We start from the raw sequence: 12,682 nt of genomic DNA, 5'->3' as shown, positions 1-12,682 counted from the left end.
AGGGAGGAGAGGTGGAAATCCGGTTTGGATGTTGTTGCACGCTTGAAACAGCAAGACGAAGACGCGCTGCGGATGCTGATGGATGCCCACGGCGATCGTCTGCTTAGAACGGCTTACCTGCTGCTCAAAGATCGTCAGGCCGCCGAGGAAGCCGTGCAGGATACATTCGTTCAGGCGTATCGCAAAATCGGGCAGCTGGAGGATCCGGCAAAGCTCGGCAGCTGGCTGCTGCGGATCGCGCTCAATCGCTGCCGCATGAAGCAGCGGACGTGGAGCTGGCGCCATATCTTCCCGTCCCCGCGCATGGAGCTGGACGCGGAGCAGGGCGATCCGGGACCCGAGGAAAGCTTGCTGCTTGAACTGCGCGGCGTTCAAGTCCATGAAGCGATCGGCCGTCTGGAATACAAATACCGCGAAGTCATCACGCTGTTCTATTACCAGGAGCTGTCGGTCGCGGAGATCGCGGACCAGCTGCAAACGAATGAAAACACGATCAAGGCGAGGCTGGCCAGAGGGCGCCGGCTGCTGAAGGCGGAACTCGAAGCCGATGAGGAGGGATGGCCGTGAACGGGCAGGATCGGCAGGATACGATGAAAACCAAACTCGACGAAGAGTTGAATTCGCTGCGATTCGGCGGTCACGCGCGCGTCCTGGAACGCACGCACCTCCGCGGTTGGCGGAGCAGGCTCCGCGCATGGTGGAATAAGGAGCTTGAGATCCCGGTCGTGCCGGTCGCCGCGGCGATCGCCTTGCTGGCCGGCTCGCTGCTGGTCGGGCGCTTGCGCGGCATCTCGGAAGCCGATCGATCGGGACCTTCGGCGAACCGGGTGTTGGTCAAGGAAGGCGAGAATTACTATTGGCAGGACGATTACGAGAAGGCGGTGGCCTCCATTGAGACTGAAGATTCGCGTTAAAGTGAAGCATCTGGTCTCCGGGCTCGTCGTAATGGGGCTGTTGTTCGGCGCAGCGTCCATACTGATGCCTTCGCAGGCGAACGACTTATTGGCAGGAACCGCTTCTACAGGCATGGATAAATCCGAATTGCTGCGGTCATTGGATGATCCGAAGCCAAGCGAGGCGAAGTGGAAGCTGATCCAAACCTACGTACTTGGCGATGGCAAGGATCGGCTTGCCAGCGGTTATCAGGTGTACGTCGGTTCGAATTTCACGACATCGGGCGGCAGCAGCGACGGCGTTGAACGTCCAACGTTAACCTGGGGGGAGAAGCTGCCGTCTCTGCTCGACTATTTGGCTAACGGACCGGCCGTCGGTTCTTCTCTCTTCCAGGCAGCCATGCAGCTGGCCTTGTATTACGGCTCGTCGGGAGAACCGGATCGGGCAATCGAAGCGTTGGAGACCGCCGAGCGGCGTTATCCGACCGGGCAGGAAGGAATCGTCAAGCAGCTGCGGTTCGAGCAGGTTAAGCTGCTTATGCAAGAAGGCAAATATCCTCAAGCGGAGGCATTGATAGACGAAATCGATGCTGAAGGAAATGCAATCGATCTCGACGGGGACGTGAAGTCCGCGAAGCTCAAAGCGCAAATTCTCCTTCATCAGGGCCGTCCGAGCGAAGCGCTGGCGCTTGTTCAGCAAGCAATCTCGACCTATACGGTCGCGTACAAGAAACTGATGAGCCAGCCGGGGGATGCCATGAGCGAGAAGCCGGCGCAATTGGAACCGCTCGAGACGCTGAGGCAGTATTTCGCGGCGATGCAATCGACTTCGGGCTCGTATGCGCCGGCTTCCGTGTCCGGAACGGTGCTGCGCAGCAACGGCGCGGCGATGGCCCGCGTCGCCGTGTTTCTGCGGACGGAGGATGCGGTCAATCACAGCGTATTGGATACGGAGCCGTATCAGACCATGACGGACGATCAAGGCCGCTATACGTTCACGGACGTGTTTCCCGGCAGCTACCAGCTTACGATCGGGTTCGACTACGATCAGATCGACGGGTGGAGCTGGCCGGTAGGAATCAATGAGTGGATCGACGTCGATCCCGGCAGCCGCATGACGATACCCGTCGTTCTGAGGCCATTGATCAAGCTTAATGCCCCGGTCAACAACGTGGAGCTGTCCGGTCCGCGCATCGATTTCGATTGGGAGCCCGTCGAAGGTGCCGCCTATTACAAGCTTACCGGCAATATCCAGGTCGAGAACGGCACGATCGGCGTCGAGATTCGAAACCATATCACGGGCCATGCATGGAGCACGCCGGTCGACACGCTCTATAACCTCGCTTCGGGTTATTCCTTCATCGAGGTAGACGGCAAACAGGTGCCCGACCCCGTCTCGCTGCTCGGATTCGCCAATCCGGGGAAACGGTTCTCGTGGTACGTCGAAGCGTTCGACGAGCAGGGGAACAAGCTGTCGCAAAGCAACGGGTACCGGTTGACGCCGGACACGATGGGGGAGCTCCCGTTCTTCACGCTGCACGATCGAACGCTGTCGGAGGGCGATCGGCTGCTGCTCGCCTATCGCGACGATGACGCGATGAAGGCTTACAAGCGAGCTTGGGCGGCGAATCCTGCGGATGCGTACAGCCTCGGCATGATTATCCGGCTTTATCACTCGCGGGAAACAAGCGATCGTTCTGCCAGAGAACGGCTCGACGAGGAGACGGTCCCGTATGTCCTGGAGATGATGAAGCTTCGGCCCGAGCTCCAGTACAGCTTCTGGCTCATGAATCAATTCATCTCTGAGAAGGAATGGTCCGGCGCGGAGAAGTATTACGAGCTGGGGCTGCAATTGGGCAAAGACGACGACTTGACTTACGTGCAATCCGTCTACGCCGCGGCATTGATGACGCAAGGGAAATTCGATGAGGCGAAGGAACTGCTCGCTGCGGTCATGCCCGCCGAGAAAAGCCACCGGTTCGTCGGACATCTCCTGGCCGCCGACCTAATGGTCGTCGGTTCGATCGAGCATGCTTCCGACTTGGCGGCGCGATACCCGGAACGCAAAAGCGGCGAGACCGCAACGAATTGGAGCCGGTTGCTGTCGGACTTGAGCCGCGAAGCGAACGACCTTGGAAGCTCGGCCTACATCAAGGTGCTCAAGCAGGCGATGCAATGGCAATACGCGGGGGATAAGGTAAGGCTGGGACAATGGTTATCGCAATCGGGCCGACCGGCAAGCAAGGCGTTTCTGGCGGCGTTGGCGAGCATTGATTAATGGGGTTAATTAATGTTCGAGACCGTAGTTGAGTCCACGCAAAGTGGCTTCTACGGTCTTTTTTTTGCTGCGGAATCGGCCTGTCGACAAGGCTGCGGGGGCTTCGAACGATAAAAACGGACTAGGCTGAAGTGGACGCGCTTTTTTACAGGAAACGAGGGATTTTTCGCGAATTGGTAGTCATAACGCCGGGCCGCTTACAGGCAACTTTAAATATGTCGGGAGGGATTGAGCGTGCCGAATTTTCAGCAGGGCAGTTATGGCGGCGAGACGATTACGTTATCCAATGCGCATGTGCGGATCGAAGTGCACAAACGGTTGACGGGCTGGGGCTGGGCGGAGATCCACGCGGCGGATGGCCGATTCATGGCGGTCCTCGAGCATTTCGGGGAGCTGCTGCTCCGCGACCAGGAAATTCCGATGCGCATGGAGTCTGACAGCTGGCGGAAGGAGTCGACGGAAGCCGGCGAAAGCTTGATTTTCCCGGTGAAAGCCCTTAACGTGCAACGGATGCTGCAAGGAACGTCGTTCGATTCTTGGATCCGGTATCCGTTCGACGCCGCGCTGATGGAAGGCGAGGCGAAGCTGACGCTGCTGCGCGACGAACCGGTCCTGAAGCTGGACTTCAAGCTGGAATCCAACTACAATCTGTTCGCGCGCTATGTGCGAGGACCGTGGGTGAAAGCGGGAGCGGATTCGTTCGGCGCGCGGAAGACGGACGCGATCTTCCCGGGAATCGAATGGCTGGAAGGCGAGGAATGGTCGAGCGGCACGGACTGGTTCAAGGATCCTTGGGCGCTGCGCGCGGCTCCGCATCCGAACAAAGCCGCGATGCCGCTCATGTCGGTAAGCTGCGACGGCATGGCCGTGGGGTTATCGTGGGACCCGGTTTTGAATGCGACGAGATGGTTCAACTACCGGACGCATGTCCAGCAGCCCGTATTTGCTTCACCTAATTTCATCGACCGGCGGAACCACCATTTGCTGGGCTTGATGGTTCCGGACGCCGCGGCCGAGCATGCGGAGAATCAAATTCATGCCACGGAGCCGCTCGAGCTTCATCCGAGGCAGATCGTGGCCTGGAGCGCCGAGCTCTTCGTCGTGCCGGGCACGTCGCTCGACGCCGTGACCTTCTGGATTCAGCGGCAGCAAGGATTGCCCGCGCCCGCAGAGCCGCGCTGGCCGTACGAGGAGGCGCTGAAACGAATCGCTTCCGCTTACTGCAGCCGGTATTGGGCGGAAGGCAAAGGGTTCGGCACGCCGCAGCACGAGAACGGCTATTCGACCCGAATTCCGCGTTTCGCGGAAGGCTTCCTCGGGCGTTATGCCGGAAGCGAGCCGGCCGTGTCGCTCCAGGAGAAGGTCGATGCATGCAAGGTGCTTGCATCCGAATCGTCGCCGGATCCGGATGAGGACTCGCTGCAGAAATGCCTTGCGCTCCTGACGTATCAGCGCGAGGACGGCTCGTTCGCGTTCGATCCGGACGGCCGCCATTACATGAAGGATGATTTCGTCGTGGCGCGGGCGTTCCTGGAACCGATGGGGCACGCGGGGGATACCGCGCTTGACCTCTGCGTGCTGCCGGCCATCGAGCTGTTGCGCTGCTGGCAGCAAACCGGCGACGATCGCATGAAGGCCGGTGCGCTCCGTGCCGTCGATTACTGCTCCGCCATGATGCGACCGGAAGGCGGGGATTTCTGGGAGACGCCGCTGCACAGCCCTAACCTGTTCGCGGCCGGGCATGCTGCGATCGCGAACGAACTGGCCCACCGGGCGACCGGAGAGCGGAAGTATCGGGAGAAGGCGGTCTATTGGCTGCGCGCGCTGCTGCCGTTCACCCATCTCTGGGAACCGAACGGCACGCCGATGCTGTACAACGCGAAGCCGTGCTTCTGCGCAAGCGATTGGTACTTCGCGAACTGGGTCCGGGACCATGTGCAGTGGGAAGTGTTGGAAACGTTCGCCGTCTCGCACCAACTCGGCCTCGACTGGGCTGCCATCGATCCGTCGATCGATTGGAACCGTTACCGGGAAGGGATCACGAACGCCGCGCTTCGCTGGATGCTCGACAGACGCAACGCGACGTGGATGCCGCATAATCTGCAGCACACGAAGTCGTTCTACGACCAAGGCTTGCTCGACGACTGCTTCGCCGACACGCATAATGCCGTTACGGGCTTGTACGGCGGAATGGCGATCATGCCCGACGTCATCGCGGTTAATTTGTTGGCGATGCTGGAGATGCAATCCGCGTAGCGGCGTATTCGCAGCCGGCCGGATCGGGTAAGGATGGGGAAGGAGCTGATGAACATGAACCATGCAGAGGATGCCGTACAAACCGAAATCACGATTCGAATCCCGGGGCTTCAGCGCGACTTGTCGATCCTGCACCTGACCGATTGCCATCTGACCGAATACGACGACCGGGATCCGGAGGAAATCAGGGACGCGGCAAAAAGCCGTACGGAGTATTTTGCCGCGGAGAAGAGCGGCGGCGAATCCGCGCGCGCGACCTTCGAGCGCATCATCGACGCCGTCAATGCGCAAGCCGTCGATTACGCGGTATTGACCGGCGATATCATCGACTTCCCGTCGCAAGCCAATCTGGAGACGATCCGAGCGGCATTTGCCCGCCTGTCCGCGCCGTACGCGTATACCCTCGGGAACCATGATTGGTACTCCGGCGGCAGCTTCAACGATGAGGTTCGCGTCGCGGCTTACCCGAAGTTCGCCGAATGGATCCCGTCGCCGCCGGGCTGCGATATTCGAACGCTGGCAGGCGTTACACTCGTAGTGCTGGATAATAGCAATTACCAAGTGACCGCGGAACAGTTCGACGCGATCCGCGATGCGGCGGCGTCCGGCGAGCCTTACTTGCTGTTCATGCACATTCCGATGTATCTCTCGGGCCTCGTGAAAGACGTCGTGAAAAGGTGGAAAGCGCCGATCATGATGGGGGCCGCGGGCTGGGATCCCGCGGTGCAGGAAGCCTGGCAGGTGCCGCACCAAGATGATAGCACGGGCGAATTCTGCCGTTGGCTGGCAAGCCCGGACAGCGGGAACATCCGCGGCATATTTTGCGGGCATGTGCACCTCGACCATATCGACGCGTTTCGGGAAGGGCGTTACCAATACGTCGGCGCGCCGGGCTATACCGGCGCTAGCCGGATGATTCGGTTGATTCCGGAAGAAGGCGGAATGATTCCTTGACCCGAATCGAGCAGATTCAAGCGGAACGAGATGGAGTCGCGCAATTGTTTAACGACACTAATTAAATTCGCGAGAAAGCATGAACATAACCCCAAAATGCGCTTGAACTTACTATGATTGCGAGGATACCATAAATGCGCGACGCATTAACTGTACTTGCCATATCCGGCAGTTTGCGAGAAAAATCGTCCAATACGGCGCTCATGCATGCCATCATCGGATTAGCCCCGGAGGAAATGCAATTCGAGATCTATCGCGGACTCGGCGATCTGCCGCATTTCAATCCCGATCTCGACACGGAGCCGGGACCGGCCGCGGTAACGGAACTGCGCGGCAGGCTGGCGGCTGCGGATGCCGTGCTCGTCTGCACGCCCGAGTACGGAAACGGCGTCCTGGGTTCGCTCAAAAACGCCTTGGATTGGATCGTGTCGTCGGGCGAATTCGTGAACAAGCCGACGGCCGTCATCACCGCGTCCCCGACCCCCATGGGCGGCGATAAGGCGCATGCCTCGCTGCTGCTGACCCTTGGCATGATCAACGCGGTCATCGCGGAAGGCGCGACGCTTATGATTCCGCATATTCCGCTCAAGCTGGACCGGGAAGGGCGAATCGTGGACGACGCGTTGGTACGCGATATCGAAGCGATGCTCGCCGCGCTTTTATCGGCCTGCCGCGTGTAACAGAGCAGTAAACTATTAGACCGATTTGTAATGGTCCACCGTTGTCATAAGTGCCATCGCGAGAGAATGCCGGGCGAACGTCTTGCCCGGTTTCTTCGCATGCCGCCTGATTTGGATATTGTTGGATATTCGGCCGTTCGCGGGGCATACTAAGCCAAATGACCGACAAGGATGAATGCCTCATGAAGCCGTTCGATCTGCACGCCGCCATTCCCGGGCTGATGCATTCCGGAGATCTCGTCAGCCGCGGGCTGAATACCGACAATGAAACGGTGCAGCTGGTCTATTTGTCGTCCTTGTGCGACAAACAATATCTTCAAAGCACGATCATGCAAGCGTTCGGCGATTGCAGCGACAGGGCGGATTTCAAAAACAGGCTGAGCTTGATCCCCGGCTATGAGCAAGCGGAGAGCGGGGACGCGGCCGTCCAAAAGCTCCTTCACGGGTATGCCCTCGTGCTGTTTCCCGATGCGATCTGCGCGATCGAGTCGGCGAAGGCGGCGACCTCCAAGCCCTCGGATGCAACGATGGAAAGCATCTTGCAAGGGCCGCAGTATGCGTTCTCCGAAGATATCGCGACCAACGTGCAGATCATTCGGACGCGTTATCCCTCGAAGGAGCTGCGCGTGGAATACTCGGTCATCGGCACCGTCAGCCAGACTTCGTTGGCGATTTTGTACGATGAATCGAAAGTGGATCCGGAGGTACTGCTGGAGCTCGATCAGCGGCTCTCCAAAATCGACGCGGAAGTGGTGCAGGCCTCTAATCAGGTACAGATGCTGCTGACCGACCGGTACCATTTGCTTCCGACGGGTTTGGTCACGGATCGGCCCGACCGGACGGTTTTGAATCTGAGCCAGGGCAAGGTAATCCTGCTCCTGAACGGCACGCCGTTCTCTATTAATTTGCCGGCTGTTTTTTTCGATTTCTTGGTTTCCATGGAAGACGTGTATCAATATCCCTGGTTGATGCGGCCGCTTCAGGCGCTGCGGTATATCGGGGCTTGCATCACCATGACGCTGCCGGCGCTATACATCGCATTCGTGTCGTATAACCCGGAATTCTTCCGGGCGCAGCTGGCGATCGAGATTGCCGGCAGCCGCGCGGCGGTACCGTACGCCTCGTACTATGAGGTCTTCTTGATGCTGTTCCTAACGGAAGCGTTGACGGAAGCGAGCATACGGCTGCCGAAGCATATCGGTTCGACGGCGACGACGGTCGGCGGCCTGATCTTGGGCGAAGCGGCGCAGCAGGCGGGACTGGTCAGCAGCATCATGATCATCATCGCCTCGTCCGTGGCGATCTCGAACTTCGTCATCCCGATCAATACGATGAGCTATGCGGTGCGGGTCGCGAAATTCCCGTTGATCATTCTGGCGATGTATTTCGGCTTGGTCGGGATCGTAACCGGCATTTTTTGTTTCGTGTTGTACGCGGCGAGCTTGCGAAGCTTCGGCCGGCCGTATTTGAAGCTGTTTTCCGGGGAAGCCAAAAGAAGCAGGTGAATGGGTTGTCGCGCTATTTTTTTTACTTTACGAGCATCTCCATGTTGATCCATACCTTATTGAGCGTGCCTCGCGATCATATGAACGCACGGTATGACGGCGCGATCATGTCGTTCCTGATCGGACCTGCGATCGGGTTCATGCTGATCTATGTCTATACCCGGTCGTTATCGAAATTCAAGGGCCAAGGGTTGCCGGAGATCGCGGCCGAGCGGCTCCCGAAAGCGCTAAGCATGCCCCTGCTGCTCATCGCGGGACTGACGTCGTTCATCGCCGGCGGCGTGGCTTGGATTCATTGCGCATTTATCATTTCCAAATATCTGAATCCGGATATGTCGCCGTATGCGCTGCTCATCTTGTTTGTGATCGTGACCTGCGCGGGGGCGGTTCAAGCATCGAAAACGGTGTTATTCAGCGCCGAGATCATCTATATCGTATGCGTGCCGCTGTTGATCGTCTTGATCCTTCATGGCCTATTCAGCAAAAGCATGAATTACGACTCCGTGAAAGTCATGCTTGATTACACGTGGATGATGCCGTCGTGGAACAGTATAGCGGCGTCGACCAATACGTTCGCCGGTTACTTGGCGCTGTCGGTATTCAACCGGACGTTTCCGGCCGACAAGCCAATCAAGCATCTGTGGCTGATTCCGGCGGTAGGGTTCATCCTGGAGTTGTTCTCTTTCTTCATCCCTATCGGCTTCCATGGCACGGATGGGGTCGACGACTTTATTTATACCTGGGTATCGACGGTGGACGCGTTTCGCATGAAATACGTGCTGATCGAACGGGTGGTTTCCATTTATTTGTTGATTCTCTTGGTCATCACGTACGTGTTTACGATGATCACGTGGCATGTCGGCTCCGAGCTGATCACGGGCGCTTTTCGAAGCCGTCCGCCTAAGAAGGCTTCGCTGCGAACCCAGCTTCCGGGACTTGTCATCTGCATGCTGATCGGGATCGGCACGGTAATCGCCGGCGCGCATATCGACGAGACGACGCTGTTCAAAGCGTCCTCGTATTGGATGGGGATTCGGCTGCCGCTCGATATACTGATCGTGTTCGCCGTATTTCTACTTAGCCGATGGAGGGTAAAAGCATGAAACGGACGATACTGTGGATGAGCGTAGGGATGCTGCTGCTCGCGAGTCTTCCCGGTTGCGGCTTCAAGGACATCGATCGGCGTTTCTTCGTGATGGCCATCGGCATCGATAAATCGGAAAAGCCCGGCAAGCCGTATCATGTCTCTTTGAAGATGGCGATTCCGTTCTCCAAGATCGAGCCCGGCAAGACCAATACGTATCAGCTCGTCAGCGATGATGCGAGCACGATTACGGAAGCTGTAAGGCATATGAAATCCAAAGTCGATAAAGAGCTGGACTTCTCGCAAGCCAAGATCGTCGTCATCGGCAAACAAATGAGCGCGGAGATCTTGCAGAAGGACTCGCTCGATTGGTTTATGCGCAGGCGGGATATTCAAGGAGCCGCTTACATGGCGCTGGGCGATCCGAGCGCCGAAGAGGTGCTGAACGTGAAAACCGGTTCCGAACGGTTCCCGGGCGACAGTTTGTTCCTGAGCTTCGATCATGACGGTACCGAATCGTCCTATATCGTGACCGAATATTTGTTCGATTTTCACCGCCGCGTAACCGAGAAGGGACTTGATCCGTATTTGCCGATCATTCGGCCGATGGGCAATGTGTACTTGATCGATCAGGTGGCCGTGTTCGACAAGAAGAAACTGAAAGCCGTCCTAAGTCCGGAGGAAACGCGGATCTTCAATAAACTGGTGGCGAAATACCAGAAGTTCGATATCGAGACGAAAACGGATCAGATTCAATTTGCCTTGAACGTGGATAAGATCAAGACCAAGTATAACATCGACATAGCCGAACGTTCGGCGCCGGTGCTCCAATTGAACGTGCGCATGGTAGGCCAAGTCGAGGAATCGTCGGAATCGTTTTATGAAAAGCCGTGGTCGTATTACGAACGGCTCGCCGAACAAGGCGTTGCCGCGCGTTATACGCACTTGCTGCAAAAGCTGCAGGCGCTGAACGTCGACCCGATCGGATTCGGATTGCATTACTGCGCGACGCATCACGACGGTCAGCAAGCCGAATGGACGGCATGGCAATCGATTTATCCGAAGCTGGCGTTCAAGCCGAAGGTGCGGGTTGAGATTAAGAGTTCTGGGGGGATTAAGTGAAAAGGTTTTCCGAATATACTTTTTCACAAAACCCGTATTTTATACATATGTCTATAAGTCGGGTGTAATGATGTCGGTTGACAATTCCTGTCGGAGTTGTCGGATGACAAGAACTTGATGTCATAAATGACAAGAACTTTATCTCATTGCCTCCTTTCCCGTCTTATTAATAATAAGACGGCGATCTTGAATTCTGACTATATCCCGCCGTTACTTCAATGTAAAACAGCAGCCGATCGTGAGGCCGGCTGCCGTTGTCTATCCATTCAACTATCGTGCCCGTTAGCTTAATGATAATTATATTGCTACTGTGACTTTTTTTGCTGCTTCGTTGTAATCATGAATGTAACGTATACAAGCAATAAAAGGACTGAAAAAATCGTTAATGTTGTATTTAATGTGAATGAATCTGAAATTCTGAATGCAACTATGCCAAGTATCACAATGAGTCCTATGGATTCCCTGTTAAACTTAAAAAAGCGATATCTTATCATTCTATAAATCACCAAACCATTAGCAAGCAGGTACAGAGCAAGAAAGGCATAAACCAAATTTTTCACTCCCTTATCATTAACGGTCAGTCCGCTGTATATATCCACCAGTATTTTACTCAGATACAACAAATTAGTTGCGCTATCCTGCCCGTTACTTCAATGGACAACGGCAGCCGATCGTTTGGCCGACTGCCGTTGCAGCTTTAATCTGCTCCCTTTTAACCTTTGTTTTGAGTCTTCTTAATTTGAGACCAACAGACTATCGAAATAATAATAAACATCAAGATTATAGGCATTGAAAATGAAGAACTTCCGTTTATGAAATCCGAAATGAGCAGTACAGCGGCTACAAAAGCCATGAACAATAAGAAATAAACCGCTATTAAATGATTCGCTTTTTGTTTCCCTTTACGTTTAAACAAAAAGCATATTCCAATAACGGCTATGACGACATAAAAAAACATTAGTCCTTGGACAGCTAATAATGCGGTTAATTGACCAGTCATATTACATTTCACCTTGTTTCTTTACAAAGTGTTGTTCGTTACTTAGTAAAAAGGCATAAAAGAGAGAATTCTAATTGATTCAAACGACCACTCTATATTAGTACATATTGGAAGTAGCCTGCCATACTTTAATGGATAAGAAGAGCTGCCGCGAAGCATACACCTCCACTAACTCGTACAAGTTGAGTAGAACACATTCCAGGTCTTTTTCTATTTATAGAATGTCTCATCTATATGTTTTCCATCAATTGCTGTAACTCCTGTTTGAACAAATTCACCTTTTCTGTTTTTACCGTAGTAATAATTTTTTGTTGGTTCATCTTTAAATCTTACGTTGGCTTCGTATTTTTCGCTTTTAAAGCTGTAAACTCCTTTAATGGATAAAATTTCATCTGTTTTGTAATTTTGTTCTGTAACAAGGTACTCTTTTACATCGTTTGCCATATTTCGTTTAGCTGTAGGCAGGCCAGAGAAAAATAAATAGATCGTCCCGCAAAGTAAGAAAGTTATAACAAGAACGAGGATTGTTTTTTTATTCGCGATGATGATTCCACCCTTCTTTACACAAAGCTGCATTCTATTGGCAATTATGCCGATAGCCATAGCCCCATAGCCGCAACGAAATAATGGACCTAATCCGAGAGTGCCCGCAAAGTCTCCAATTCGTAATGAATGCTGATGAAGTAACGATGACCCCAAGATTCTTTCGCCCTCTTAACTTCCCAATTACTTGAATTTCTTCATATCCATCTCCCCATAAAGCTGGGAAACAATAGACCTTTGTATTAGGAGTGAATTGCTTGGTCCCTCTTCTAATGGTTTTGTTTTCACCAAAAAAACGCTTTTCAATTATGTTTCCTACAAGACACCAAATATAAGGGAGTTCTAACTCTGACATTCAAAAACCTCC

10 protein-coding genes are annotated in these 12,682 nt (G+C 54.6%); 9 read left to right on the top strand and 1 reads right to left on the bottom strand.

Annotated features, from left to right (window positions below; translation table 11 throughout):
• Nucleotides 1–78 precede the first annotated feature (78 nt).
• The 9 genes from AC50YL_RS09190 (at nt 79) to AC50YL_RS09150 (ending at nt 10,772) form a co-directional block, all read left to right on the top strand.
• Nucleotides 79–567 (top strand): sigma-70 family RNA polymerase sigma factor, encoded by a 489-nt coding sequence (locus AC50YL_RS09190; protein WP_494832511.1) that lies wholly within the window; start codon nt 79–81, stop codon nt 565–567.
• The gene (locus AC50YL_RS09185; RefSeq protein ID WP_494831274.1) at nt 564–914 is read left to right on the top strand and encodes a hypothetical protein; all 351 of its coding nucleotides are present in this window, start codon (nt 564–566) and stop codon (nt 912–914) included. The genes AC50YL_RS09190 and AC50YL_RS09185 overlap by 4 nt, the downstream gene beginning before the upstream one ends.
• The gene (locus AC50YL_RS09180; RefSeq protein WP_494831272.1) at nt 892–3,171 is read left to right on the top strand and encodes a carboxypeptidase regulatory-like domain-containing protein; all 2,280 of its coding nucleotides are present in this window, start codon (nt 892–894) and stop codon (nt 3,169–3,171) included. Before AC50YL_RS09185 ends, AC50YL_RS09180 begins: the two co-directional genes overlap by 23 nt.
• A 234-nt stretch (nt 3,172–3,405) precedes the next feature.
• Nucleotides 3,406–5,427 carry a prenyltransferase/squalene oxidase repeat-containing protein gene (locus AC50YL_RS09175; RefSeq protein WP_494831270.1) on the top strand — a complete coding sequence of 674 codons (2,022 nt, stop codon included), beginning with the start codon at nt 3,406–3,408 and terminating at the stop codon, nt 5,425–5,427.
• Between the two features lie 54 nt (nt 5,428–5,481).
• The gene (locus AC50YL_RS09170; RefSeq protein ID WP_494831268.1) at nt 5,482–6,381 is read left to right on the top strand and encodes a metallophosphoesterase family protein; all 900 of its coding nucleotides are present in this window, start codon (nt 5,482–5,484) and stop codon (nt 6,379–6,381) included.
• Between the two features lie 134 nt (nt 6,382–6,515).
• Nucleotides 6,516–7,061, top strand: a complete 546-nt coding sequence (locus tag AC50YL_RS09165; RefSeq protein ID WP_494831266.1) for an NADPH-dependent FMN reductase — start codon at nt 6,516–6,518, stop codon at nt 7,059–7,061.
• Nucleotides 7,062–7,243: 182 nt separating this feature from the next.
• A complete protein-coding gene (locus AC50YL_RS09160; protein ID WP_494831264.1) occupies nt 7,244–8,566 on the top strand; it encodes a spore germination protein in 1,323 nt (440 codons plus the stop codon).
• A gap of 5 nt (nt 8,567–8,571) precedes the next feature.
• Nucleotides 8,572–9,669 carry a GerAB/ArcD/ProY family transporter gene (locus AC50YL_RS09155; RefSeq protein WP_494831262.1) on the top strand — a complete coding sequence of 366 codons (1,098 nt, stop codon included), beginning with the start codon at nt 8,572–8,574 and terminating at the stop codon, nt 9,667–9,669.
• Nucleotides 9,666–10,772, top strand: a complete 1,107-nt coding sequence (locus tag AC50YL_RS09150; protein ID WP_494831260.1) for a Ger(x)C family spore germination protein — start codon at nt 9,666–9,668, stop codon at nt 10,770–10,772. The genes AC50YL_RS09155 and AC50YL_RS09150 overlap by 4 nt, the downstream gene beginning before the upstream one ends.
• Nucleotides 10,773–11,982: 1,210 nt before the next feature.
• Here AC50YL_RS09150 and AC50YL_RS09145 read toward each other — a convergent pair.
• Complete coding sequence (locus AC50YL_RS09145) at nt 11,983–12,471, bottom strand: DUF3139 domain-containing protein (RefSeq protein ID WP_494831258.1); 489 nt, start codon at nt 12,469–12,471, stop codon at nt 11,983–11,985.
• Between the last annotated feature and the right edge of the window lie 211 nt (nt 12,472–12,682).

This window comes from Paenibacillus sp. J22P277, assembly GCF_059383675.1.
Note: the sequence above shows the minus strand (reverse complement) of the source record. Positions and strands in the feature narration are given on the sequence as shown.

Bases quoted from the DNA above. Each gene is read 5' to 3' on its own strand.
- AC50YL_RS09190 (WP_494832511.1), top strand. From the start codon at position 79: ATGGATGCCCACGGCGATCGTCTGCTTAGAACGGCTTACCTGCTGCTC.
- AC50YL_RS09170 (WP_494831268.1), top strand. From the start codon at position 5,482: ATGAACCATGCAGAGGATGCCGTACAAACCGAAATCACGATTCGAATC.
- AC50YL_RS09165 (WP_494831266.1), top strand. From the start codon at position 6,516: ATGCGCGACGCATTAACTGTACTTGCCATATCCGGCAGTTTGCGAGAA.
- AC50YL_RS09160 (WP_494831264.1), top strand. From the start codon at position 7,244: ATGAAGCCGTTCGATCTGCACGCCGCCATTCCCGGGCTGATGCATTCC.
- AC50YL_RS09150 (WP_494831260.1), top strand. From the start codon at position 9,666: ATGAAACGGACGATACTGTGGATGAGCGTAGGGATGCTGCTGCTCGCG.